This is a genomic window from Roseixanthobacter liquoris (assembly GCF_043195135.2).
GTDB lineage: Bacteria > Pseudomonadota > Alphaproteobacteria > Rhizobiales > Xanthobacteraceae > NCEH01.
The window spans coordinates 1,837,775-1,861,928 of sequence record NZ_CM195537.1 but is presented as its reverse complement, the minus strand read 5'-3'; the positions used below and the strand labels follow the sequence as shown (position 1 = coordinate 1,861,928).

The 24,154-nt window shown below is 66.8% G+C and carries 21 protein-coding genes; 7 read left to right on the top strand and 14 right to left on the bottom strand.

What is annotated here, in order from left to right:
• Positions 1-51: 51 nt before the first annotated feature.
• A complete protein-coding gene (guaA, locus tag V5F84_RS08200) occupies positions 52-1,614 on the top strand; it encodes a glutamine-hydrolyzing GMP synthase (protein WP_394044093.1) in 1,563 nt (520 codons plus the stop codon).
• Between the two features lie 277 nt (positions 1,615-1,891).
• Here guaA and V5F84_RS08195 read toward each other — a convergent pair whose 3' ends face one another.
• The 14 genes from V5F84_RS08195 to V5F84_RS08130 all read right to left on the bottom strand — a co-directional run bounded on the left by V5F84_RS08195 (position 1,892) and on the right by V5F84_RS08130 (position 16,781).
• Positions 1,892-3,046, bottom strand: coding sequence for a hypothetical protein (locus V5F84_RS08195; RefSeq protein ID WP_394044094.1), 1,155 nt, complete (start codon positions 3,044-3,046; stop codon positions 1,892-1,894).
• A 40-nt stretch (positions 3,047-3,086) separates the two neighbouring features.
• A complete protein-coding gene (locus V5F84_RS08190) occupies positions 3,087-3,611 on the bottom strand; it encodes a phenolic acid decarboxylase (RefSeq protein WP_394044095.1) in 525 nt (174 codons plus the stop codon).
• Between the two features lie 71 nt (positions 3,612-3,682).
• Complete coding sequence (locus tag V5F84_RS08185; protein ID WP_394044096.1) at positions 3,683-5,164, bottom strand: UbiD family decarboxylase; 1,482 nt, start codon at positions 5,162-5,164, stop codon at positions 3,683-3,685.
• Positions 5,164-5,796, bottom strand: a complete 633-nt coding sequence (locus tag V5F84_RS08180; RefSeq protein ID WP_394044097.1) for a UbiX family flavin prenyltransferase — start codon at positions 5,794-5,796, stop codon at positions 5,164-5,166. Before V5F84_RS08180 ends, V5F84_RS08185 begins: the two co-directional genes overlap by 1 nt.
• Positions 5,797-5,912: 116 nt before the next feature.
• On the bottom strand, positions 5,913-7,085 hold the full coding sequence (locus V5F84_RS08175) for a hypothetical protein (RefSeq protein WP_394044098.1): 1,173 nt from the start codon (positions 7,083-7,085) through the stop codon (positions 5,913-5,915).
• Between the two features lie 191 nt (positions 7,086-7,276).
• Positions 7,277-7,606 carry a hypothetical protein gene (locus V5F84_RS08170; protein WP_394044099.1) on the bottom strand — a complete coding sequence of 110 codons (330 nt, stop codon included), beginning with the start codon at positions 7,604-7,606 and terminating at the stop codon, positions 7,277-7,279.
• A gap of 15 nt (positions 7,607-7,621) precedes the next feature.
• Complete coding sequence (locus V5F84_RS08165; protein ID WP_394044100.1) at positions 7,622-11,014, bottom strand: molybdopterin-dependent oxidoreductase; 3,393 nt, start codon at positions 11,012-11,014, stop codon at positions 7,622-7,624.
• A 105-nt stretch (positions 11,015-11,119) separates the two neighbouring features.
• A complete protein-coding gene (locus V5F84_RS08160; RefSeq protein ID WP_394044101.1) occupies positions 11,120-12,178 on the bottom strand; it encodes an ABC transporter ATP-binding protein in 1,059 nt (352 codons plus the stop codon).
• 9 nt (positions 12,179-12,187) lie between these two features.
• Positions 12,188-13,027: an ABC transporter permease gene (locus V5F84_RS08155; protein WP_394044102.1), complete on the bottom strand. Its 840-nt coding sequence runs from the start codon at positions 13,025-13,027 to the stop codon at positions 12,188-12,190.
• Positions 13,028-13,029: 2 nt separating this feature from the next.
• A complete protein-coding gene (locus V5F84_RS08150; RefSeq protein ID WP_394044103.1) occupies positions 13,030-13,953 on the bottom strand; it encodes an ABC transporter permease in 924 nt (307 codons plus the stop codon).
• Positions 13,950-15,011: an ABC transporter substrate-binding protein gene (locus V5F84_RS08145; RefSeq protein WP_394044104.1), complete on the bottom strand. Its 1,062-nt coding sequence runs from the start codon at positions 15,009-15,011 to the stop codon at positions 13,950-13,952. Before V5F84_RS08145 ends, V5F84_RS08150 begins: the two co-directional genes overlap by 4 nt.
• A 102-nt stretch (positions 15,012-15,113) precedes the next feature.
• On the bottom strand, positions 15,114-15,683 hold the full coding sequence (locus V5F84_RS08140; protein ID WP_394044105.1) for a tautomerase family protein: 570 nt from the start codon (positions 15,681-15,683) through the stop codon (positions 15,114-15,116).
• A 45-nt stretch (positions 15,684-15,728) separates the two neighbouring features.
• Positions 15,729-16,538: a pirin family protein gene (locus V5F84_RS08135; RefSeq protein ID WP_394044106.1), complete on the bottom strand. Its 810-nt coding sequence runs from the start codon at positions 16,536-16,538 to the stop codon at positions 15,729-15,731.
• 27 nt (positions 16,539-16,565) lie between these two features.
• Positions 16,566-16,781, bottom strand: a complete 216-nt coding sequence (locus tag V5F84_RS08130) for a rubredoxin (RefSeq protein ID WP_394044107.1) — start codon at positions 16,779-16,781, stop codon at positions 16,566-16,568.
• Between the two features lie 215 nt (positions 16,782-16,996).
• On the opposite strand from V5F84_RS08130, the gene V5F84_RS08125 reads away from it, so the two are divergent.
• The 6 genes from V5F84_RS08125 (at position 16,997) to V5F84_RS08100 (ending at position 24,066) form a co-directional block, all read left to right on the top strand.
• Entirely contained in the window at positions 16,997-17,671 is a 675-nt protein-coding gene (locus V5F84_RS08125; protein WP_394044108.1) for a GntR family transcriptional regulator, read from the top strand.
• Between the two features lie 290 nt (positions 17,672-17,961).
• On the top strand, positions 17,962-19,761 hold the full coding sequence (gene dld / locus V5F84_RS08120) for a D-lactate dehydrogenase (RefSeq protein ID WP_394044109.1): 1,800 nt from the start codon (positions 17,962-17,964) through the stop codon (positions 19,759-19,761).
• Positions 19,762-19,830: 69 nt separating this feature from the next.
• On the top strand, positions 19,831-21,438 hold the full coding sequence (locus V5F84_RS08115) for a thiamine pyrophosphate-binding protein (protein ID WP_394044110.1): 1,608 nt from the start codon (positions 19,831-19,833) through the stop codon (positions 21,436-21,438).
• 60 nt (positions 21,439-21,498) lie between these two features.
• Positions 21,499-21,834 (top strand): hypothetical protein, encoded by a 336-nt coding sequence (locus V5F84_RS08110; RefSeq protein WP_394044111.1) that lies wholly within the window; start codon positions 21,499-21,501, stop codon positions 21,832-21,834.
• Positions 21,831-22,199 (top strand): hypothetical protein, encoded by a 369-nt coding sequence (locus V5F84_RS08105; protein WP_394044112.1) that lies wholly within the window; start codon positions 21,831-21,833, stop codon positions 22,197-22,199. Before V5F84_RS08110 ends, V5F84_RS08105 begins: the two co-directional genes overlap by 4 nt.
• Positions 22,200-22,254: 55 nt before the next feature.
• Positions 22,255-24,066, top strand: a complete 1,812-nt coding sequence (locus tag V5F84_RS08100; protein WP_394044113.1) for a CocE/NonD family hydrolase — start codon at positions 22,255-22,257, stop codon at positions 24,064-24,066.
• Positions 24,067-24,154: the final 88 nt, after the last annotated feature.

Below are 24,154 nucleotides of genomic sequence, written 5' to 3'. Positions count from 1 at the left end.
CGTTAAAGGAGGGCGCAATCCTCGCCCCTCCCGCCGGAAAGCCGCGCCGCCATGCAAGACACCGTCCTCATCATCGATTTCGGCAGCCAGGTGACCCAGCTCATTGCACGGCGCGTGCGCGAGGAAGGCGTCTATTCCGAGGTGGTGCCGTTCCAGAAGGCGGAGGAGGCGCTGAAGCGGCTCAACCCCAAGGCCGTCATCCTGTCCGGCGGCCCGGCCTCGGTGATCGAGGGGGAGAGCCCGCGCGCGCCGCAGGAAGTGTTCGAGGCCGGCATTCCCGTGCTCGGCATCTGCTATGGCGAACAGACCATGGCCGCCCAGCTCGGCGGTTCCGTGGAGGCCGGGCACCACCGCGAATTCGGCCGCGCCGAGGTCGAGGTGAAAAAGCCGAGCGCCCTGTTCGAGGGGGTGTGGCAGGAAGCCCAGCGCTATCTGGTGTGGATGAGCCATGGCGACCGCGTGACCGCCCTGCCCGCGGGCTTCGAGGTGATCGCCACCTCCGACAACGCCCCCTTCGCCGCCATCGCCGATGAAGGCCGGCGGTTCTACGCGGTTCAATTCCATCCCGAGGTGGTGCATACCCCCGACGGCGCGAAGCTGCTGCGCAATTTCGTGCGCCGCATCGCCGGCCTCTCCGGCGACTGGACCATGGGCGCCTTCCGCGACAGTGCCATCGCCAAGATCCGCGCCCAGGTGGGCGACCGGCGCGTGCTCTGCGGCCTCTCCGGCGGGGTGGATTCGGCGGTCGCGGCCGTTCTGATCCATGAGGCCATCGGCGACCAGCTCACCTGCGTGTTCGTGGACCATGGCCTGATGCGCCAGGGCGAGGCCGAGCAGGTGGTCTCCCTGTTCCGCAACACCTTCAACATTCCGCTGGTGCATGTGGATGTGGCCGATCTGTTCCTGCGGGAGCTGGCGGGCGTCACCGATCCCGAGGTCAAACGCAAGACCATCGGCAAACTGTTCATCGACGTGTTCGATGCGGAGGCCAAGAAGATCGCCGCCGACGGCAAGGGCGTGCCGGATTTCCTCGCCCAGGGCACGCTCTATCCCGACGTGATCGAAAGCGTGTCCTTCACCGGCGGGCCTTCGGTGACCATCAAGAGCCACCATAATGTGGGCGGCCTGCCCGAGCGCATGAACATGAAGCTGGTGGAGCCGCTGCGCGACCTGTTCAAGGACGAGGTGCGCGTACTCGGCCGTGAACTCGGCCTGCCCGAGAGCTTCGTCGGCCGCCACCCCTTCCCCGGCCCGGGCCTCGCCATCCGCTGCCCCGGCGAGATCACGCCCGAGAAGCTCGAGATCCTGCGCAAGGCCGATGCCATCTATCTGGAGGAGATCCGCGCCGCCGGCCTCTATGACGTGATCTGGCAGGCGTTCGCGGTTCTGCTGCCGGTGCGCACCGTGGGCGTGATGGGCGATGGCCGCACCTACGACCACGTCCTCGCCCTGCGCGCCGTCACCTCGGTGGACGGCATGACGGCCGATTACTATCCCTTCGACATGAACTTCCTCGGCCGCGCCGCGACCCGCATCATCAACGAGGTCAAGGGCATCAACCGCGTGGTCTACGACGTGACCAGCAAGCCGCCGGGCACCATCGAGTGGGAGTGAATTCCTGACCGATGAGAGAATTCGTCGACGCAAAAGGCCGCTGAAAGGACGGATCAGAAGCCAATAGGGCGTGAACTTCAGACGGGTCGCACGGGTCGTGCAATGGACACGCGTTTCTGTGACAAGTTGCGTTCGCCCCTCCCGGTCGCGATTGACCGCGAACGAAAGCGCCAATTTGGCGACATCGTCTGCATTGATGGCCAGAAAGGCCGCGCCATCTGCGACCGGAACAAGCCCGTAGTCCGACTTATTTGGAGGGGACTGAATGGGCGATTTCTCAGTCCATCAGAAGTGAGATCTCGCCTGCAACGTCTACGGCGGTTTGCCTGAGCTGCTTCAACGTCTGCACGGTTTTCCTGGCGCCATTTTCTCCAAGGAAGAACATGTGATTGCCTGGCAGCGTCGCGCTCAGGCGCTGGGCGGCATGCCCGACATGCTCGACCAGCAACGCCCATTTCTCGGAGGGAAGCGCCGCGAGCTTCTCCGTTTGCGAGAAAACGAGACCTTCGCAAAGCTGCTGGGTGATGTAGACGCCCCATGTGGAGCGGTCCGTGAGCGCGTGCCGGGCGTCGATCGCAGAGGCGTGCGTCATCAAGGCGAGCGGCGGAAAGGCGCGGTAGCGCGCGGTGCCGACCTCGCGCGCGTCTCCGGCAGGGTCGGAAACGAAAGCTCCGTCTCGATAGCGCATGGCCGATGCTGCGAGCCCGACCGGGAAATCGCCGGTCATCTCGCGTGTGAATGCGTCCGCATTGAGCACCACGTGGCCGGCAGCCGCGTTCTGATCCGCGAGGCACCGGAGCAGCCAGTCGAGGTAGGCGCCCCTGATCGCGGCGAGGCCGCTTGCGGCTGGCTTGAGGTGGTCGAGACCGGGCAGGGTATTGGGGAGCGCCGTTGCGGCGGCCATCGCGATGAAAAGCTCGATGCCCTTTCCCCGGCCGCGCAGGGCGGCATGAAGCGGCTCCGCAATCCGCCCTGCCATGCTCCAGCCGAGCACGATTGCGTTGGCCGGCAGGCCATTGCGGTCCATGTAGCGGGCGATGATCTCGGCACTCTGCTCCGCCCAGTCGGTGACCGAGAACCGCGGGAATGCGGCGTCGAACACACCCCCGTTGTCGATGGGATAGGACAGGACCAGCGAGGGGAACCCTTCCTCGTGCAGCCAGTGGCACAGGAAATCGGCGGCCCTTCCTCCGGGCGGCCCATAGGCGATGCGACCGAGCACCCCTCCTCCCGTGACGAACACCACGAGGGGAAGGCCCTCGCGCCCCGGTTCGAACCGCACCAGAGCCGGATAGCCGGCCGCCTCGGTCAACTCCTCGCCCGGATAGAGCATTGGGGATCTCGCCTGTGCTTCCGCCGGAGCGCGCCATGTCGCGGCCAAGGCTACACCCAGCAGCGCGACTTGACGACGATTGAGGTCTCCGACGGCCATTCTCGAACCCTCCCGTGTCGCGTGCAGCCATCAGCGCCCATTAGCCCACGTTGCGGCGCGTAGCATAGCCCGCGGGCAGATCCTCGGGCGCGCAGGCGATGACGCTTTCGTCGTCGCGGCCGCAATCCTCAACGAAGGTGATGTCGGCGAATTCATCGACGAGCAGGGTCGGATAGGTCGGGCCCGCGTCGCGATACCGGCGCATCAGGTCGATCTTGTCGTTCTGGAAGCCGATGATCTTCTTCGGTTCCTGCTCGATCCAGCGGGGGAAGAAGGTGGCGCCGTGGGCGCGGTTCTCATTGAGATTGTAGGCGACGCTCACGCAGGTGCCCGTCGGCTCGTGCCAGGAGACCTTGTACACGCCGTCGGCCAGGCGGACGATGTGCACCTCCTGGCCCTTCACCCAGCGCCCGCCGACCATGCCGCCATGGACGCGGTAGTCGATGGTGCGGTCGTTCTTGAAGTACATCTCATACTGCCAGCCATTGGCATAAGTATAGATGATGTGCTTGCCCACGAAAGCGGATATCTCCGCCGGATGGGTGGATTCGAATGCGTCGGTCATGGCTTTCCTCTCTCCGGCGCCGGGGTGATTCCCGGACCGCCGGCTGTTGACGTGGTGTGGATGGGCGACCTTTACTTGAAACCGTACGCGCTCCATCGTCGACGCACGCGGTCGACGATGTCCGCCGGATAGCCGTGGCGGAACGATGCCCGCATCGGCAGGGCTTCGCCCCATTCGTCCGGGGCAAGGCAATTGTAGACGATCTTGCCGGTATGGCCCGAGACCTTCTCGCTCCTGCGCAGATAGGCGAGAAGCGGCGCGGCCTCGATGTCGTCGAACACAACATGGCCGAGCAGGGGATGGCAGCGCGTGGCGAAGGCCCAGACCAGTTCCTTCAGGTCGGTCGGATCGACGTCGTCATTCAGCACGATCACCTTGGGGATCACCGCCCCCGCCTTGCTTGCAAACACCGTCTGCCCGATGCGCCGGCAGAGCGCCTCGCTCTCGCCGGCGCCGCTGCGACGACGCCAGTCGCGCGGCACGGTGACCACCAGCCAGTGCAGGGCCGCGTGCAGCGGAATCCACGCCGTGGTCGCCGGGATCCCGGCCTTGCGCAGTTCGTGGAGGAGCTGGGCCGAGCTCGGCAGGCCCCAGGCGGTGTGGTTCTCTTCCACCGGCTCGCCGGCGACGACGACCGGCAGGATGGCGTTGTCGCGATGGCTGATGGCGCAGACCCGGTAGGTGGGCCGGCGCATCTGCGTATCGAGGGGGATGTAGCCGGCGAACTCGCCCATGGGGCCCTCCTCCACCAACGCGTCAAGATGCAGGTGCCCTTCGATCAGGATCTCCGCGCTGGCGGGAGCTTCCAGATCGACCGTCCTGCACTTCACGGTCCTGATGGCGCGCCCCAGCAGCGCGCCGAGGCGGCCGCCCTCGTCGACATGGGCGGGCAGCGGCATGCCGCAGATGAAGGGAATGGCAGGCTCGACCCCGAGCGCCAGCGCGAACGGCATCGGCTTGCCCAGGTCCGCCCACGCCTTCGCCACCATGCCGAGGTGCTGCTCCGGCGCCACGATCCCCGAGAGGCGCTCGCGATCGACTAGCATCATGCGAGCGATGGACCAGTTGGTCCAGCTTCCGTCCGGCGTGCGGGCAACGATGCAGCCGAAGGTGTTGAGATAGCGCCCCCCGTCCCCATAGTGCAGCAGCGGCACGGGGAGCGCGGCGAGGTCCACCGCGGCGCCGGTGAGCTTGTTCTCGAAGACCGGCGCATCATCCACGATCACCGGGTCGATGGCCGGCCTGTCGAGGCTCGCGGCAATGGCCTCGGCGATGGCAAGGCCGCCCGTGGTCGGCGGCAGCTCCAGCGCGACGGCAACGCGAACGAGCTCCATGCCGCGCTGCGCGCTGGTGCCGCCCGGAGCTCCAAGGATGCGAAAGCCACCGGGGTGGTCGGAGAAAGCATTGAACAGGGGCGCGGGCGCCCCGGTCTCGATGCAGCGGCGGATGATGGCGCCAAGCTCCAGGTCGAGGGAGACCGGCGTGTCGATCTCCTGGATTTCCCCGAGGGCGCGCAGGGCCTCGATGTAAAGGCGCAGGTCGGTGAGGGACATCAGGCGTCTCCCCCGGCGTGCGCGTCGGCGCGAGGACCTGCTTCCGCCTGGCCGCCCCATCGATGGAACAGGCCTGCGTCGAGGTCGTACAGATCGAGCACGCGCCCGACGGTGTGGTTCACCATTTCGTCCAACGAGGCGGGGCGGTCGTAGAAGGCCGGCACCGGCGGGAAGAGGATGGCGCCGCTCTCGGTGGCCTGCGCCATGGCGCGGATGTGCCCGGCATGCAGGGGCGTCTCGCGGAACATGAGGACCGTGCGGCGCCGTTCCTTCAGGCAGACGTCGGCCGCGCGGGTGAGCAGGCCGTCGGTGTTGCCGGTGGCGATGGCGGACAGGCTCCTCACCGAACAGGGGGCGACGATCATGCCCATGGTGCGGAACGAGCCGGAGGCGATGGCGGCGCCGATATCGGCGTCGCTATAGCTGAAGTCCGCCATGGCGCGAACGTCACGCACTTTCAGGCCGGTTTCGTGGGCGAGGGTGCGCTCGCCCGGCTTCGACATGACGAGATGCGTCTTGATGTCGAGGAGCCTCAGCGCCTCCAGGATGCGCAGTGCGTAGACGATCCCCGTGGCGCCGCTGATCCCGACGATCATGCGCCTGCGTGGCGCAGGGGTGACGTGCTGTTGCATGGCGCGCATCCGATCCCGCTTCGATTGAAGGGAACCTAGCCAATGGGGCACGGCGCCTCATCGTCAGAACTGTCTATGCGGGAAACAAAGCGGCCGACGGGCCGACGGATGATCCTTCAGCGCAGCTGCGGCACCAGCGCCCCGAGGGTCGCCATGGTGCGCTCGAAGTCGCGCAAATTCTCCGCTTCCGACTTGCCCAGGATCGAGCGGATCTGGCTGCGGACGGTCATGAGCGAGACCCCGCGTCCGCGCGCCACGTCCTCGGCGCTGGCGCCGCCGGAAAGCGCGACGGCGACCTCCGCTTCGGCCCGGCTGAAGCCGAACATCTCGCACAGCATGTCCGCCTGTGGCACCACCTTGCGGTTGAGCGACCGCAGGAGGATGAGAGCCAAGGGATCCCTGGCATCGCCTTCGTCCCGCCCTCTCACGTCGTTGGCAAGGCCCAGCGGCGCCGGCGCGACCGTCAGCGCGGCGATGGCGCCGTTGCGCGAGGTGACCCGCATCGCCCCCCCTGAGCCCCCTGACGTGGCGGAGGCAACAAGTTTGCGGAGCACGCCGGCTTCTTCGCGGGACATGGCCGCGACATAGACCCCACTGCCGGCATAGGGGCCCGAGCGCAGGGAGAACAGGCCGGAATCGGGTCCGGCCAGATACTTGCGGGCGAGATCGTTGATGAAGCGGATCTTCAGTCCCGCATCGACGACGCTCACGCCCACGGGAAGCGCGTCCAGGGCGGCCCGCGTCAGGGCGACCGCCTCGTCGTCCCGCCCCAGCCGCGCGCGCAGCTCGATGGCGCGCTGGACGTGCGGCATCAGGGTCTTCAGCAGGCGCACATGGGTTTCGTCGAATGCGCCGGCGTCGCCGCCGCGGAACACCAGCACCGGAGTCGCCTCCATGAGGCCGGCCATGCCGCCGATCACATGGCGACGCTCGTGATGCCGTGCGAAATCATAATAGAACTCGCTGTGCAGGAAGTCGGTCTCGGCGACCAGTTCGGCGCCGAGCTTCGCGTTCCCGAGGTGGTAAGCCCGGGCTGTCGCAAAGTCGTAGCGGGCCTTGGCGGCATAGGGGTCGCTGGCGTGGAAATAGGCCGAATAGGCGCTCTCGCTGCCGTCGGCGGGCATCAGGAGATTGCGCGGCCCGCCCGGCCCCCCGAGGTTCAGCAAAGCGCGCGGGGCATCCATGAGCCGGCAGATGCGCTCGCCGACGTCCAGCCAGCTGCCGTCCCCGGCGCCGGCCTGATAGATGGCGCCGACGCAGTCGGCAAGATCGCGCTCCGTGTCTTTCACGCTGGGACAGCCCCGAAAGTAGCCTGACGATGGCAGAGAAGCTCAGTCCTTTCAACGCATCCCGGCCCGCCGGGATGCGGCAGAAGCGGCTTGAGCTGGTCCGCCGCTCCTCTTTCAACCCAAACCACGAGCCTGTGGATTGCCGGATGCAGGTCGACAACCCACAGCTGCATGCGGGAGTGCTTCCGCCCTCAGTCGCCGAACTTGCGGGCGGCATAGTCGATGCCCGCCTGCACCTCGTTCATCGCCTGACGGATCAGCTCCATCGCGCGCTCCCGGTGGCCGCCCTTGTCGGGCGTCGCCTGGCGCAGGGAGCGCAGGGCGATCTCGAGCTCGCCGATGGCGCGCTCCATATTGCCCTGGTACGCCTTCGCGCTTTGAGCGGAAACTGCCACCACGGCGGCGCCGGCGGCGATGCTGGCCAGGCGGAGCATGGCGCGGCGGGATGAGGTCGTTTCGTGCATGATCTTTCCTTCCTTCGATATGACAGGGTGTGGACTGGGGGTGGCATTGAACGTCATGTCATCCTCTTGCGATCATAGGGATAGGGTCAGATCGGTGAGGGGCACCGCCTGACAGGCGAGGCAGGTGCCGGTGTCCACCTCCACCGGCACGCGGTGGGCGACCCTGCCGTCCACCAGCGCGACGGCGCAGCTCTCGCATTGGCCCACCCGGCAACCGCTGCGCAGCCCGATCCCCGCCGCCTGCGCCGCATCGAGCAGCGAACCGGCTTGCGGCGTCCACACGAATGACTGGTTGGCGCCCGCAATGGTCACGCGCCGCGGCGCAAGCTGGGGCGGCATCTCGGCCGCGACCGAAAAGGCCTCGGTGAAGATGTCGAAGCCCGGCACACCCCATCGCATCAGCCCGTGCCGCATGGTGGCGATGAAATCGGGCGTTCCGCAGATATAGGCAATCGGCCGGCCCACCGGCGCATCGGGCAGGTCACCGCTGGCGCGCAGCGCGTCGATGTCGAGGCGGCCCACCGCGACCGGTTGTGCGGCACGGTCCTGCACATCGGGCCGCGAATAAGACGTGATCCTGCGCAGCGATGGAATGCGTGCTGCGAGGGCATCAAGCCGGTCGGCGAGCGGGTGTTCAGCGCGGCGGCGGCAGCCGTGCAGCAGCAATACATCTCCGGTATGTCCGGCCGGCGCCCCCGCCAACGCTTCAAGAAGCGATACGAACGGGGTGATGCCGATGCCGTTGGCGATCAGGAGCAGCGGACGGTGGCCGTCGAGAGGAAATGTGAACACGCCGGAGGGCGGCTCCAGCAGCAGCGCGTCGCCGGCCTCAAGCTCCTGGATGCGGTGGGAGAGAAAGCCGGCTTCCTCGCCATCCGCACAAACCGGATTGCGCCGCACGGCGATGGAGAAGGTCCGCGGCGCGGCGGGCGGCCCGGTCAAGGAATAGGCCCGCGCCGGCCCGCCCTGCGGCAGGCGTACGATCACATGCTGACCGGGCAGGAAATCCGGCAGCGCGCCGCCGTCCTCTGGCACCAGCGTCAGGGCGCGGGTCTGCGCATCCGCCGCATGGGCGGCGGCGACGATGAAGCGGCGCTCGCCCTGCCATCGGCCGCGATTGGCCTCGGGCAGCGGCATGATCTCGCAGCGCACCGCCCTGAGCGGCACCGAGCCGCTGACCGGATCGCGCACGGCATCGCTCAGGGCGGCGTTGATGTTTGCGGTGTCCGGCCCGTGGCTGCCGGTGCCGGCTCGGCCGAGGGGGGCGCACGCCTCCCACCAGCCGAAATCGGCCACCACGGTCGCATCCCCGAGGGCCTGGTTGATCCGCACCCGAAGGCGCGCTCCCCCGTCCCGCGTGCGCACCTCAGCCCAGTCCCCTGCCGCAAGCCCGCGGGCGGCGGCAAGGCCAGGGCTGATCTCGACTGCAGGATCCGGCGCCTTGCGGCGCAGGGAAGCCACATGGCGATGGGAGGTGTGGACGAACCAGCCGCTCTTGGCGGTGGTGAGGATCAGCGGCAGCGCGCTGTCCTCGTCGGCATAGGGCGGCACGTAATCGGGCAGCGGGTCGTGGCCGTGCTGCAGCAGCCGTTCGCTGTAGAGCTCCACCCGGCGGGTCGGGGTGTCGAAGCCGCGCACGGTGCCGTCAGCCTCCTGCGTCGCGAACTTCGCATGGGCGAAAGGCTGCCGCACGCGCACCCCGTCGGGCCTGTCCCGCAGATCGTCCACCGTCAGGCCGAGGGGCGCCAACTGGTGGTTCCAGCCAGCCTCGATGTCGCCGCCGAAGAACTGGGCTGCCATCCCGAGGCGCGTCGCCAAAGCCATCACGATCTCATGGTCCGCCCGGCTCTGCCTCAGGGGGTCGAGGACCTTCCGGCGAAACTGGATGGTCTCGGCCGCCTCCTGGGTGATCTCGAAGCCGATGCGCAAGGCATCGCGCTCCCAGGGCATGTTCACCGGCAGCACGATGTCGGCGCGCTCGGCGGTGGGGTTCATGAACATGTCGGCATGGACATGGAATTCGAGCGCATCCAGCGCCGCGAGATTGCGTGCCGTATCGGCCTGCGACACCGCGAAATTGGTGCCGAAGCTCATCAGCGCGCGCACCTTGTAGGGCGCGCCATCGACCACGGCGCGGGCGAAGTCGCGGGCCGTGATCCACCCATGGGCGGGGGGGCCCAGCGGAAGCTCGGCGAGGCCGAGCGCCTTCTCTTTCTGTCCGGGCGGCAGCAGGGAGAGATCGTTCAGCGCGTTGGCCGGCGGCGGGACGATCCAGATGTTGCCGCCCTCCCGGTCGCAAGAGCCGACGAGGGCGAACAGGGTGGCGATGGCGCGCTCGGTCTGGGTGGCGTTGGCGTGCTGGCCGACGCCGGTCCAGGTGTAATAAGCGGCGCGGGGCGCGCCTTCCAGAAGCGCGTAGAAGGCTTGCACCTCTGCCGCGCCGAGCCCCGTCAGGGCGCAGACGCGGGACAGCGAATACGGGCGGGCACGCTCGGCGAGGCGGCGGAAGACGGTCTGCGCCTCGATCATGCGGCCATCCCCGCTGGACAGGCGCACCTGTCCGTCCAGCCGAACACCCGCGGCCTCTCCCGGCGCGAGGCTCGTGTCGCAGGGCCGCAGCTCGCCGGCTGCGTCGAGCACAAGGAAGCCCTCCGCTCCAGCCACGCCCACGGCATCGGCGCGCACCAGCTGGCCGGTTTGCGCCTCCACCAGCATCGGCGCATTGGTCCAGCGTCGCACGAAGTCGTCGGCAAAGCGCCCGGTTGTGATCAGATGATGGATCGCGCCCATGGCGAGGGCAGCGTCCGTACCCGGCCGCATCCGAAGCCACAGGTCCGCCTGCTGGCCCGAGCCATCCGGCTTGGGATCGATCACCACCACCTTCGCGCCGCGCCGACGGGCCTCCGCAACCCGGCTCGCCTGCGCCAGCCAGGTCCGCGCCGGATTATGCCCCCACAGGACGATCACATCGGCATGATCGTAGTCCGGCATGCCGAGCCCGCGCCCGAACGTGAGCGCGTGGGCATAGTCCTTATGCCAGCCGCACACCTCGATGGCATAGATGAGGTTCGGGCTGCCGAAGCAGCGCACGAAGCGCTCGATCCATTCGTAGCTATCGACGATGGGCGAGCCGCTGAAGGTGGTAGCGGCGAAAGCCACCGCCTCCGCGCCGGACTCGTTCCGGATGGCGCCGAGGCGCCCTGCGATCTCGTCGAGCGCCTCGTCCCAGCCGATCTCCTCCCAGCGCGCCCCCTCGCCTTTTGGTCCAATCCGGCGCAACGGCGTGCTGAGGCGGTTTGGACTGTGCACGAGTTCGGGCGCGGCACGGCCCTTGGCGCAAAGCGCCCCGCCGGTGGGATGGTCCTGGCGCGGCTCGACACCCACCATCCGCCCGTTCTCCACCAGCGTGATGGAGCCGCAGCGCGAGCGGCAAAGGGTGCAATAGCCTTGGTGTCGTTCAGCCATGGTCCATCTTTCGCGCGCTGAAGGGCGTGCGGCTTCTGCGGCCGTGGAAGACGGCCGTCGGATCGAGCGAGGGGTTCAGGCGCCTGACGAGGCGCAGGGCTAGGGTTAGAACAGCATCGCCGCATCCACCGGCCAGGAGGCGACAACCCGGTCTCCCGGCCGCAGGTCGTCGCGGCCGGGAGCGGAATTCTGTAGGTGCGCCGCAAGCTTCACGCCCGAGGCGGTGCGCACGACGAACTCGGTCAGGGCGCCGCGATAGATCACGTCCTCGACAGTCGCCGCCAGGGCGCAGGCGCCACCAGGCGCGGGGTCGCCCCGCAGCAGGCTGACGTGCTCGGGACGGATGGCCAACACCGATGCGTTCGGCGGCACGTCCGTGGTCCCGGTGGCGAAGCATTCGCCGCTCTCGGACCGGAACCGGCCCGGGCCGTCGAGCCCGCCAGGGAACAGGTTGGCGAGACCGATGAATTCGGCCACAAAGCGCGTCGCCGGCCGCTGGTAAATCTCGCGCGGGGTGCCGACCTGCTGCACCCGCCCCTCCGACATCACCACGATGCGGTCAGCGACGCTGAGCGCCTCTTCCTGGTCGTGGGTGACGAAGATGGTGGTGAGCCCGAGCGCGGATTGCAGCCGCCGCAATTCCGTGCGGACCTCGGTGCGCAGTTTCGCGTCGAGAGCGGAGAGCGGCTCGTCGAGCAACAGCACCTCGGGCTTGTAGACGATGGCCCGCGCCAGCGCGACCCGCTGCTGCTGGCCGCCGGAGAGTTCTTTCGGCAGGCGTCCGGCGAGATGTGTGAGCTTCACCAGCGACAGCGCCTCGTCCACCCTGCGCCGCACCTCCTGGCGGTCCACCTTGCGCATCTGAAGCCCGAACGCGACGTTCTCCGCGACGCTCATGTGCGGGAACAGGGCATAGCCCTGGAACACGAGGCCGGCGTCGCGCAGGTAAGGCGGCAGGTCGGTGACCTCGCGCGTGCCGAAATGGATCGTGCCGGCGCTCGCTTCGGTCAGGCCCGCGATCATGCGCAGGGTTGTGGTCTTGCCGCAGCCCGAGGGGCCAAGAAAGGCGATGAACTCGCCCTGCCCGATCTCCAGGGAGACGCGGTCGACGGTCACCTGCGCACCGTGGCGCTTGACGAGGTCCTGGATGCGGATGCTCGACATCTTCGTTCCTCAGAATGCGCGCGCAAGCTTGAAGTAGCGGTCGGTCAGGACGAGGCCCGCCGAAATGATGGCGATCTGGACGGTCGCGACCGCGGCAATGGTCGGGTCGATGCTCCACTCCAGATAGTTGACGATGACAATGGGCAGCGTCGTCATTCCCGGCCCCACGAGGAACAGCGATTTCTCAAGGTCCACGAAGGATGCGATGAAGGCGAACAGCGCTCCCGCCACCACCCCGGGCCGGATGAGCGGCCATGTCACCAGCCGGAAGGCGGTCAATTCCCGCGCACCCATGGTGAGCGCGGCTTCCTTCAGTTGGGGATCCAGGCCAACCAGCGAGGCCGTCACCAGCCGAACCGTCCAGGGCAGCGCGATCAGGCTGTGGGCGATGGCGAGGCCGGTAAAGGTCATGGCCACCTGAACGCCGCTCGCCAGCTCCACCTCGATGAGGAACATATAGAGCGCCGCCCCGGCGACGATGCCGGGCACGATGAGCGGCGCCAGCAACAGCGACTGGATCGCCTCGCGCCCGGGGAAGCGCCCCCGGGCCAGCACGAGGGCCGCCGGCACGCCGACGACAAGGCTCACCAGCATCGCGACGACGCCCAGCTCCAGGCTGGTGAAGAAGCCGTCGCGGAACTGAGGCGCCGCCGCTGCGGCCCGATACCAGTCGAAGGTATAGCCGGTGGGTGGAAAGCTGATGATCTTGTTCTCGAAGAAGCTGACCCAGATGATCGCCGCCAAGGGCGAGAGCACCATGACGAAGGCCGCGACGCACCCGCCGACCATGACCGGCCGGAACGATCTGTCCGACAAGGAGCGCGGCAAGGGAGAGCGCGAGCCGATCATGGTCACAGCACTCCGTAGCGCTTCTGCAGCGCAAGGCTGGAGGCGACGCTCAGCGCCAGCGTCACAGCCATCAGCACCAGGGCGATGGTGGCGGCGAACGGCCAGTTGTACACCTTGATCGCCTGTTCGAAGACCTTCGGCGCCATCATCTGGAACGACGGGCCACCGATGAGGACCGGTGTCGCATAGGCGTTCATCGCCAGCACGAAGCACAACAGGCAACCGGAGAAGATGCCGGGCATGGCCAGCGGAAGGGTCACGCGGAAGAATGCCGTCCACGGCGGCGCACCCATGGTCTGGGCAGCTTCCTCATAGGCCGTGCCGATGTTCTCGAACACGCTCTCGAGCGAGATCACCATGAACGGCAGCAGCACGGCGATGAGACCGATTACCACCGCCGATCCGGTGTAGAGGATACGGACCGGCTCGGCGATCAACCCGGCGGACAGCAGCGCCGAATTGATCAGTCCCTTGTCGGCCAGCAGAACCATCCAGCCCGCCGCGCGCACCGCGTTCCCCATGAGCAGGGGAATGATCGTGGCGAGGATGAGCGCCGTCTTCAGCGCGCGGCTCTCGACCCGGCTGATGGCGAACGCCGCGGGGATGCCGAGCACCAGGCAGATGGCCGTGCAACTCAGCGCAACCGCCAGCGTGCGGGCGAGGATCATCAAATAGAACGGCTCGCCGAAGAAGCGGGCATAGTTTTCCAGCGTGAAGCCGGCGAGGTCCGGTGACCCGGCATCGAAATGGGCGACGCTGGTACGGGCCATCAGGGCAAGCGGCAGGATCAGGCCTGCCAGCACCAGCGTCAGGCTGGGAAAAAGCAGCCAGCCGGCGCCGGAGCGCCGGCGCTGGCGGTCGGTGCCGCCCGGTGCAGGCCGTCCACCGGCCAGGCTGTCCTCTCCGGTAATGGCCGGCGCGCTCACGCCTTGAATTCCTTGTTCCACCACTCGATCCACTGGGCGTCGCTCTTTGCCGCATAAGGGTAGTCGACGAAATTGAGTTTCGCGATCTGGTCGGCGGTAAATTCGAGGCGCTTGCGATCCTCGGCGGGGACGTCGGCATTGTCGGTGGCGACGGCATAGGAGGTGGCGAGGGAGATCGCGCCCATGGCCTTGGGCTGGAGCATCGCCTCCAGATAGGCGTAGGCGCCGTCCACGTTGCGCGCCCGTTTCGGGATGCCCGCGCCAAACGAGATGGCGACGGCACCCTCCTTCGGATAGGACCAGCGCAGGGGCAGGCCTTCCTTCTCCCACTGGATGGCGCGGGCGCTGTAGTTCGCCGAGATCCAGATCTCCTCTGCCTTGAACGCCGCCGCGAGCGCCTGGTGGGAGGGATAGAGCCGGGGCTGAACCTGCTTCTTCATCTCGAGCAGGGCGGGAAAGGCCTGGCTCACGTCGCCCATGGAGCCGCCGTGGGAGAGCGCGGCCGCGTAGATATAGTTGAAATAGAGCTGATCGATGATGCCGACGCGGCCGGCATATTTCGGGTTCCACAGATCGGCGAAGCTTGTCGGCGCCTGCGGAATCTTGGCCGGATTGTAGAGCAGGACCACGCCGCCATAGGCCGCGGGAATGAAATAGGGCCGGCGCAGCTTCTCGATGATGTGACCGGCACTCGGAATGCGGGACATGTCGAGAGTTTCGAGCACGCCCTGGGCGCTCATCTCGTAGGCGTCGGCGTCGCTCAGCCAGGTCACGTCGACGCTGGAGCGGGGAAGGCGGCGTTCCGCCAGCAGCTTGGCCTTGCGCTCCGGCACCGGGGCAAGGTCATGGATGATGCGCAGGGCCGAGGCGGCGAAGGCCGGGTCCTCGAACCCCTTGGCGATGCGCTCGTTCCAGTCGCCGCCCCAGTTGGAGACGACGAGCTCGCCGCTCTGCGCGTGGCCGGCGCCGGGGAGCAGGGCGGCGGTGCCGAGGACGGCGGCGCCGACGAGGAGACGCCTGCGGTCCAGTACAGGGGTCAGAATCGTTTGATCGGTCACGAAGTTCCCCTCACTTCTTCTCTGGATTGTTGCAAGAAGCCGCGCGCGTGTCTCCGCGCTTCGGCCGGTTGTGGAAAACCGCGCCGTTTCCGGCGCCGGTTATCAGGCCGGGTCAGCGGCCGATGCTAGCAGCCGCGGCCGCAGCGAGGGCAGCATTCCGCCGGTGTCGGCCGGATAGCCCGCCGCCGCCATGGCCCGCGCCTTGGCCTCGAAATAGGCGCGCGACCAGAGCGGTCGGGGCCCGCCCTCCTGGCCCACCGTCCTGGCGATGGATTCCAGGCTGATGGGCTGGCCCCCGTCGCCCCAATTGCCCTCGGTCACCTCGTTGATGACGGTGAGCAGGCTATCGGCCGGATCGGCGCAGCCTGTCGCCCCGCCGATCGCTTCCGCCACCCAGGCATGAACCTCGTTCTTGTGCGTGACGTTCATGTAACCTTCGGGGATGAAGACATTGACCAGGAACTTGCCCGGACCGGTCACGTAGGTCCCATCGGTTCGACCGCCGATCCACCAGTCATCCGCAGCGAAAGCGGTGAAGAACACCCAGGCGAACGCCCGCCCGCCAGGCGTGTTGGCGCCGCCCTCCATTTTGATAAGCACGTCGGTGAGGCGCGCGGCAAGATCGGCTTTCGCCGCTGCATCGAGCGTCCCGGCGGCATAGCGCACGTCCATGATCGGCATTGTCGTCTCCCTGGGGATGGATCTCCGGGCACGCCCTCAGTCGAGGAGGTCGGCTCCGTGGGCCTTTTCCCAAGCGCGGATGCGGGCATCGTCGAGCATGGCCGTCTCGACGAAGAAGAGGTCGGAGCTGTCGCGAGCCTCGATCGCGAGGGCCTCGACGCCGCTGATGCCCAGGCTGTCACGACGCCCGAGCGCGACCTCGTTCACGGTGGCGCTGCCCTCCGCGACGAACACGTAAACGCCGTGTTCCGGTGTGCGCGGGGTGTAGGTGAAGCGGCCTGCACGGTCGGTCACCAGACGCGAGACGCGCAGGTCCTGCGAGACCGGCAGCGCGCCGTCCCCATCGCCCACGAGCTGAGCGATACGATTGCGCCGGGTGCGGATGTCGAAGTGGGCGCGATGGTAACTCGGCGACAGATAGAGCTGGCCGGGCATGAGCCAAAGATAAATGGCGTTCATGTTTTCCGGGCTGATCGATAGCTCGCAGTGTTTCCCACCCGATCCGGCGGAGAAAACGTAGTAATCTCCCTGCCGCAGCTGATCCACGGTGCCGCCGCCGGCTGTATTGATGTGGGTCAGCTCGCCTTCCAGCACAAACGCGCAGATGATGAAATTGTGGTGCGGGTGCATGTTGTAGCCGCAGCCAGCACCGTTGAACACTTCATCGCCGAACACGCGGACGGTGCCGAACCCAGGGCGCCCGCCCTGGTATTGATGAAAGTTGAAGCTGGATTCGCGGGCGATATAGCTGCCGGGGTGACCGGCTACATAAGACGAGGCGCTGCCATCGGAATAGATCACGTCGTGGCCGCGTTCACTCGCCCGGAGTACGAAAGATTTGGGCATGGTTCATCTCCCGAGGTTGTTGCGCGCTTAGGCGTTGCGCGCCAGATCGACGCCGCCTTCGGCGTAGCCCATCTCCACCATTTCGAACTGGTTCTTGGGCGTGCCGCAATCGGGGCAAACCCAGTCGTCAGGGACATCGGCCCAGCGGGTGCCGGGTGCCAATCCGTGCTCCGGAAGGCCAAGGGATTCGTCGTACGAAAAACCGCATCCGAGGCAGAGCCATCGTTTGAGGGGCGTATCCATGTGAATATCCTACATTAGTGTAGCGCGTCACACGTCACGTTTTATATTGGCGCGTCACCGGCCGCAAGCGCAAAGTTTAAGCAGGCCCTGAAATGCCGATTTTCCCCGCCACCACTGGCACCTTCGTGGTCTACCCGGCTTGCGCGGCGAAAAGTGACGCATTATTGTAAAGCGCTACCAATTGTGCCTCAGGCGGCACCAACTGCGGGCAGGTGATGGATCCGAATTTGCGTGAACAGGTGCTCCGGCAGGTGCGGTCGGAGATCATCTCGGGACAAAGCGGTCCGGGTAAGATGTACTCGGTGCCGACCTTGGCGGCTGACCTCGGCATGTCCACGACTCCGGTGCGGGAAGCGCTGCTGGAGCTGGCACGTACCGGCCTCATCGAGCCCATGCGCAATCGCGGGTTCAAGGTGGTGGAGCCGACGGTGGACGATCTGCGCAATCTGTTCGATATGCGCAGCCTGCTCGAGGTGCATGCAGCCGAGCTGTTCGCCCTCAAGCCGCGGAAGAAAAAGAAGGTCCTTGAGCAGCTCACCGGCCTCGCCGACGCAATCCGTGTGGCCGTGGAGAATGACGATATCTACGGTTACCTGGAGAACGACCGCAATTTCCACATGGTGTTCATCGGCGCGGCCGAGAATGCGCTGCTCACGGAGATGGCCATGGGCCTGCGAGACAAGATGCGGCTCCACGGCATCTCGTCGCGGGCGGGGCTCGAGCGGCAGGCCGCATCTGTGGGCGAGCATTACCAGCTGACCGCCCTCGCCGAGGCAGGCAACGTGGCCGGCATCGGAGAGCTTATGCGGAACCACATCCTCACCTGGGAGCCGATCTTCATGGAAGCGCTGCTGAAGAGCAGGAGAGAGACCAGCGGAACGCGGGCGTAAGAGCGGGCGCCGAACCGCCAGCGCAGGTCGAGTGGCTGGAGAAGACAGTCCCGCGCCTCACTCCCCTCGGTACGGCCTGGGAAGGGGCCGCGCCGGGAGGCGATTAAGCGCCGCGAGCATGCGTGGCATCACCACTTCTGGCGATGCTGCACAGCGGGCATCCAAATAGGCTGTGGCCATCGATCCTCGTCGGACGGCGCATTGGCCGGCCGACAGCGGGACCGCCCGATCAAGCCGCTTGATGGATCCTGCCGGGAGCCACAGGTTACGCAAAGGGGGGAGTGGTTGCCATGGATGCCGCATTTCTCGACCTGACGATTCCGGCGGGCAAGACCGCTGCGCGGGAGACGGACGACGGCGACGCGATCCTGATCGCAAACCTTCGGGACATCGTCGGTCAATCGCATGTCCTGACGAGCCCCGAGGCGACGCGGCGTTTTCGCACCGGCATCCGCTTCGGCTCCGGCCCGGTGGTCGCCGTGGTGCGGCCCGGCTCGCTGGTGGAGCAATGGCGCGTCCTGAAGGCCTGCGTCGCGGCGGACAAGATCGTCATCATGCAGTCGGCCAACACGGGGGTCACCGGCGGCTCGACCCCCGACGGCGACGACTATGATCGTGGCATCGTGCTCGTCAACACCATGCGTATCGAGGGCCTGCACCTGATTAACGACGGGACGCAGGTGGTCTGCCTGCCGGGCACGACCCTGTTCCATCTGGAGAAGGCGCTGGACAAGATCGGCCGCGCGCCGCACTCGGTGATCGGCTCGTCGTGCATCGGCGCGTCGGTGTTCGGCGGCGTCTGCAACAATTCCGGCGGCGCCTTGATCCATCGCGGCCCCGCATTCACCCAGCTCGCTCTGTTCGCACGGCTGGATGAGGCGGGCGGGCTGCATCTCGTCAATCATCTCGGCATCGCGCTGGGCAATGATCCGGAGACGATCCTTCGGCGGATCGAAAGCGGCGACTTCACCGCCGCCGACATCGTCAACGACCCCGCCCGAGCCGCCTCGGACCATGACTATGCCGCCCATGTGCGTGACATCGAGGCGCCAACCCCTGCCCGCTTCAATGCCGATCCGCGCCGCCTGTTCGAGGCGTCCGGCAGCGCCGGCAAGGTGATGCTGATGGCGGTGCGGCTCGACACCTTCCCGAAAGAGAAGGAACAGGTCGTCTTCTACATCGGCTCGAACGATACCGCAGAACTCGAAGACATTCGCCGCCATATCCTAGGAGGATTCAAGAATCTGCCGATCGAAGGCGAGTACATGCATCGCGACTCCTTCAATTGCGCAGAGGTCTACGGCAAGGACACCTTCGTGGTGATCAACACTCTCGGCACGGACATGATCCCGCGCCTCTACGCTCTAGAGGCGGCGTTCGACAATATCTGCCGGCGCTTCAGCTTTCTGCCGAAGAATCTCAGCGCCAAGATGCTGCAAGCCTTGAGCCACCTCTTTCCGAAGCATCTGCCCCGGCGCATGACGGACTACCGCGATCGCTTCGAGCATTATCTGCTGTTGAAGATGGGGGACGAGGGCATCGCGGAAGCCCGCGCCCATCTGAAATCGATCTTCCCTTCGAAGTCCGGGGACTATTTCGAGTGCACGCCCGATGAAGGCGACAAGGCCTTCCTGCACCGCTTCGCCGCCGCCGGCGCCGCGATCCGCTATCGCGCCGTCCACGACACGGAGGTGGAGGACATCGTCGCGCTGGACATCGCGCTCCGTCGCAATGACGAAAACTGGTTCGAGACGCTGCCCGAAGAGATCGACAAGCACATGATCCGCAAGCTCTATTGCGGCCACTTCTTCTGCCACGTCTTCCACCAGGACTATATCGTGGCCAAGGGCAGCAATTGCGAGGAGATCGAGCACGCCTTGTGGACGCTCCTCGATGCACGCGGCGCGGAATATCCCGCCGAGCACAATGTGGGGCACCTTTATTTCGCGAAGCCGGCAATGGTCGACCATTTCAAGGCGCTCGATCCCTGCAACACCTTCAACCCCGGGATCGGCCGCACCACGAAATGCGCGCACTGGATGCCGCGCGGACAGACCGTTGCACCAAGCCGCCTCCGATGCGACGGCTGACCGTATCGAATGCCAGTTGCGGCCTGAGCCGCTCGCAATGCTGCAGCAAGATCATCTGGGGGGAGAAACATGACGACACGGACCGGCGGCGAACTCATCCAGGATTTTCTTGAGACTTACGAAATTCCGTTTGTTTTCGGCAATCCGGGAACCACGGAGACGACCTTCCTCGCGGCCGTAGCGGCCTCGCAGGCCACCTATATCCTAGCGCTGCATGAATCGAGCGCGGTCGGCATCGCTGCGGGCTATGCCCTGATCAGCGGCAAGCCGTCCATCGTCAGCCTCCATACCTATCCGGGCCTCGCCAACGGCATGTTCAACATGCGCAATGCGCTGATGTCCGGGGTGCCCCTGCTTGTCATCAACGGGCAGCAGGATTCCCGCTTCCTCATCCACAATCCGGTGTTGGGCGCGCCCAATGTCCAGCTGGCCCAGACCGCCACCAAATACGCCTATGAAGTGACCCGCACGGACGATCTCGCCGTCGCCCTGCAGCGGTGCTACCTGCACGCGCGGCTCCAGCCGACGGGCCCCGTTTTCCTCTCCATCCCCATGAACTTCATGCTGGAGGAGACCGGGCACACCACGTTCAAGAAGACGCGCATCATCGAGGACGTGGCGCCGCACTCCATCGGCGCGGTGGCCGCAGCCCTCGCGGCGGTGCCCGGGGGCAAGCTCGCCATCGTCGCCGACTATGCGGTGGGCGCGGCGCGCGGCGTCGACGCCGTGAGCCGCATCGCCAGCACGCTCGGCGCCGACATCTATGCCGCGCCTTTCCATGTGCAGGGCACGGTCGATCCGCTGCATCCGAACTTCCGTGGCCAGCTTCCGCCCACCACGAAGAAGATCAACGAGACGCTCGGCCGCTACCACACCATGCTGCTGGTCGGCGAGAAGGTGGACAGCTTCACCTATGATGGCCTCCAGGCCCTGCCGGCGGAATTGCAGGTCATCCAGATCGCGCCGGCGGCGAGCCAACTGGGCTTCGACTTTCCCTGCGATATGGCCGTGCTCGGCGACATTCATGCGACCCTGGATGCGCTGGCCATCGCGCTCGGCGCTGACACGGCGCAAGCCGGTGCGCGGACGATCGACGTGGCAGCTCTGGATGCGAAATATCCCGGCGTGGGGCCGCGCGCGAGCGATGCGCTGATCCTCGCCGTGCTGCGCCATCTCGACCACTCCACCCATGTCATCACGGAAGGGTCGTCCGAGGACGCCATCGTGCAGGACATGGCGGTGAGCCTCGGCTTTCGGAACGTGCATTTCTCGCCGCGCGGCGGCGGGCTCGGCTGGGCGATGCCGCTCGGCGTCGGCATCGGCCTCGCGAGCGGCAAGCACGCCGCCTGCTTCGTGGGCGATGGAGGAAGCCTGTTCTCGATCCACGCCCTCTGGACGGCGGCGAAATATTCCATCCCGTCCATCTTCATCTGCTTCGTGAACAACGAATACCGGCTGCTGAAGGACCTGTGGTGCAATGTGATGGGCACGACCATCGCGACCACGCACTTCGTCGGCCTGGACTTCAGCGATCCCGACGTGGACATGCAGAAGATCGCCGAGGGCTTCGGTGCCCGCGTGGAGACGATCGACGCCGTCGAGGGCGTCGGCGATGTTCTCTCCCGCGCGCTCGCGCACCAGGGCCCGAGCTTCCTGATCATCAATCGCGAGCCGTGAGCTGGCGGCGGCGCATCACCGCCCGCCGCATCCCACCGAAACGGAATTTGGGAGACATCCGTGTCTGGAGATTTCGAGAAAGAGCTGACAAGGCGCGTCTGGACCGACGACGCGTTCGCCGCGCAGGTGGAGAGCGACCCCGTCGAGGCGCTCAAGTCCATGGGCGTCGCGGTGCCGGCGGGGGTCAAGGTGAAGGTGGTGGTGCAGCGGCGCGACCGCGTCTATTTCACCATCCCGCCGGCCCGTCCGCCCCATGCGCCGCCCGCCGCGATGCCGCTCAACCAGATGGACCTGTGGTCCAGCCAGGGCCTGTTCATCTGGCTCGTGCCCGTCGCTGCAAAATTCAAGCTGCTGGCCCTGCGCAACGCGGCCCGTACCGAGGGAGATCAGCCGTGAGCAATGCCGATTTCGTCGAGAAGAATTACGAACGCATCGCCACCGATCTCGATTACCGCGCAAAGCTCATCGCCGACCCGGTCGGAGTGGTCTGCACGGAGTTCGGCTACACGCCGGGCCCGGATTTCAAGATCGAGATCATCGAGCAGGCGGAAGACACCATCGTCATCATGGTGCCCCCGAAGCCGGAGCCCGGGGCGGACCTGGAGCAGGCGCTCACCGAGGTGACGGAGCGGGTCTTCGATCTGCTCTTCTCGTCCGGCATCGGCGGCTTCTTCATCCCGGACGACAGGCAGAAATGGGTGGTGCGGGAGATGCGGCTGGCGGCGCAGAAGAAGACCGGCCTCGACATCTCGCAATTGTAGGACGCCCGGCGCCGCGACCTGACGCAGCGGACCGGGAACCGGGGGGAGAACGCACATGACGGCCAAAACCGGTCAGCCGGGCTTCTGGGACAATCTCATCGCGCCGAAGGGCGGCCTGTTCGGCACGCAATTGGCCGGCTGGACGCCCGGCCCCGCCGCAAAATCCGGCCTCGGCTGCCGCGTGCTCGCCGACCAGATGATCGAGGTCGCGCCCTCCATCTGCCTCGCGGCCGACGTCTATGTGCCGAAGGTGCCGGGCCGCTGGCCGGCGGTCATCGCCTTCGCGGCCTATTCCAAGGAATTGCAAGCCGCCGGCGTGCCTGCCGGCAACAACGAGACCGGCAGCCCCCCGGTCTTCACCGATCGCGGCTATGCCCATGTGATCGTCACCCGCCGCGGCATGGGCCGCTCGGGCGGCGCGGACGCCGTCTATCTCAACGATACCGATGTGGAAGACCACGCCAAGGTCATCCAATGGGCCGCCACGCAGCCCTGGTGCGACGGGCAGGTGGTGCTGTTCGGCACCTCCTATTACGGGCTGACCCAGCCGCAGGTGGCGCGGCTTCGCCCGCCGGCGCTGAAGGGCTTCTTCACCAACGAGATGTGCACGGACTTCTTCCGCCACATCGCCATGTTCGGCGGCGCGCCGCAGCCGGATTTCTTCGCGCTCTGGATGGGTGCGAACTTCACGCCCCTGCAATTCAGGCTGCACCTGCCGCCGCTTCTGCGCGCGGTGGTGAGCCACATCACCAACTCAGCCCTGAAGCACGTGTGGTGGCCGCAGCTGAAGAAGCGCATGGCGCGGATCATGAAGGCGTTCCAGCGGCAGGTGCCGACGCCGCAGGCGCGCCGCCTGTTCGCCGGCCTCATGCTCGACGGCAAGACCCGGGCGACGAGCGTGCTGCCCGCCGGCCCGTCCGGCGCGCTGGGCGACATCGAGGTGCCGTTCGTGGTGGTGCAGAACACCGGCTATCTCAACCTGCACCAGTTCGGCGCCTACGACCTGTTCGAGAATGCCGGCACGCCGAAGGATCAACGCTGGCTGATCATCGGCCCGGCGGCCTATGACCTGCCGGTCTATGCGTGGCAGTTGGAGGCGCTCGCCTTCTTCGACCATCTGGTCTACGGCGCGGACAACGGCTATGCCGGCCAGGCGCGGGTGCGATACTGGAGGGAAGGGGCGAAGGATTATCGCAGCGCGTCCGGCTGGCCGCTGCCGGGCAGCACGGCGCTGCGCCTTTACCCCGCCTCCAATGGCGCCGACGCCGCAACCCACCGCCTCGACCGCGCGCCGGGCGAAGGCGGGACGAACCGATGGGCCGCGGTGCCCCTCGGCGCCATCGTGACGGCGGGCTTCGATGAGGTGGAGAGCCAGCGCCTCACCTTCGAGCTGCCGGTCGAGGAGGAGATGGAGCTGACCGGCCCGATCACCGTCAGCCTCTCCGTCAGCTGCAACGAGATCGATACCCACGTGGTGGCCCGCACCGGCGTCGTCTCGGCGGACGGCGCCTACCAGATCCTCTCCATGGGCGCGATCCGCCCCGCGTGCCGCAGAATCGACGCCGCGCGCTCCACCGCGACCGAGATCGCCATCGACATCGACCAGCCCGAGCCGCTCACCCCTGGCGTGCCGGTGACGCTGCGCTTCAGCCTCACGCCGCAGCCCGTGGTGCTGAAGCCGGGCGAGCGGCTGCGCCTCGACATCGCCAGCCGCACCGATCTCCTGCGCAGCGACGTCAGCCACGGGCACGCACAATTCGACATGCAGGTGCCGCCCTATTACGCCCGCAACACCCTCCACTACGGACCTGACACCCACATCGAATTCGCCCGGGCCGGCGGGTCCGGCAGCGATCTTCATGTCTGAAGCGACCCCTGCGATCGTATCCACTGCATGGAGCGGATACGAACTGCTGGCCGATCCCCGGCGCGACGCGGGCACGGCCTTTTTCGAG

What these genes read in the sequence shown, in the direction of transcription:
- V5F84_RS08170 (WP_394044099.1), bottom strand. Translation starts at nt 7,606, where the DNA reads ATGACGTTCAATGCCACCCCCAGTCCACACCCTGTCATATCGAAGGAA.
- V5F84_RS08195 (WP_394044094.1), bottom strand. Translation starts at nt 3,046, where the DNA reads ATGGCCGTCGGAGACCTCAATCGTCGTCAAGTCGCGCTGCTGGGTGTA.
- V5F84_RS08115 (WP_394044110.1), top strand. Translation starts at nt 19,831, where the DNA reads ATGACGACACGGACCGGCGGCGAACTCATCCAGGATTTTCTTGAGACT.
- V5F84_RS08125 (WP_394044108.1), top strand. Translation starts at nt 16,997, where the DNA reads ATGGATCCGAATTTGCGTGAACAGGTGCTCCGGCAGGTGCGGTCGGAG.
- V5F84_RS08180 (WP_394044097.1), bottom strand. Translation starts at nt 5,796, where the DNA reads ATGCAACAGCACGTCACCCCTGCGCCACGCAGGCGCATGATCGTCGGG.
- V5F84_RS08100 (WP_394044113.1), top strand. Translation starts at nt 22,255, where the DNA reads ATGACGGCCAAAACCGGTCAGCCGGGCTTCTGGGACAATCTCATCGCG.
- V5F84_RS08135 (WP_394044106.1), bottom strand. Translation starts at nt 16,538, where the DNA reads ATGCCCAAATCTTTCGTACTCCGGGCGAGTGAACGCGGCCACGACGTG.
- guaA (WP_394044093.1), top strand. Translation starts at nt 52, where the DNA reads ATGCAAGACACCGTCCTCATCATCGATTTCGGCAGCCAGGTGACCCAG.
- V5F84_RS08160 (WP_394044101.1), bottom strand. Translation starts at nt 12,178, where the DNA reads ATGTCGAGCATCCGCATCCAGGACCTCGTCAAGCGCCACGGTGCGCAG.
- V5F84_RS08140 (WP_394044105.1), bottom strand. Translation starts at nt 15,683, where the DNA reads ATGGACGTGCGCTATGCCGCCGGGACGCTCGATGCAGCGGCGAAAGCC.
- V5F84_RS08185 (WP_394044096.1), bottom strand. Translation starts at nt 5,164, where the DNA reads ATGTCCCTCACCGACCTGCGCCTTTACATCGAGGCCCTGCGCGCCCTC.
- V5F84_RS08130 (WP_394044107.1), bottom strand. Translation starts at nt 16,781, where the DNA reads ATGGATACGCCCCTCAAACGATGGCTCTGCCTCGGATGCGGTTTTTCG.
- dld (WP_394044109.1), top strand. Translation starts at nt 17,962, where the DNA reads ATGGATGCCGCATTTCTCGACCTGACGATTCCGGCGGGCAAGACCGCT.
- V5F84_RS08155 (WP_394044102.1), bottom strand. Translation starts at nt 13,027, where the DNA reads ATGATCGGCTCGCGCTCTCCCTTGCCGCGCTCCTTGTCGGACAGATCG.
- V5F84_RS08190 (WP_394044095.1), bottom strand. Translation starts at nt 3,611, where the DNA reads ATGACCGACGCATTCGAATCCACCCATCCGGCGGAGATATCCGCTTTC.
- V5F84_RS08165 (WP_394044100.1), bottom strand. Translation starts at nt 11,014, where the DNA reads ATGGCTGAACGACACCAAGGCTATTGCACCCTTTGCCGCTCGCGCTGC.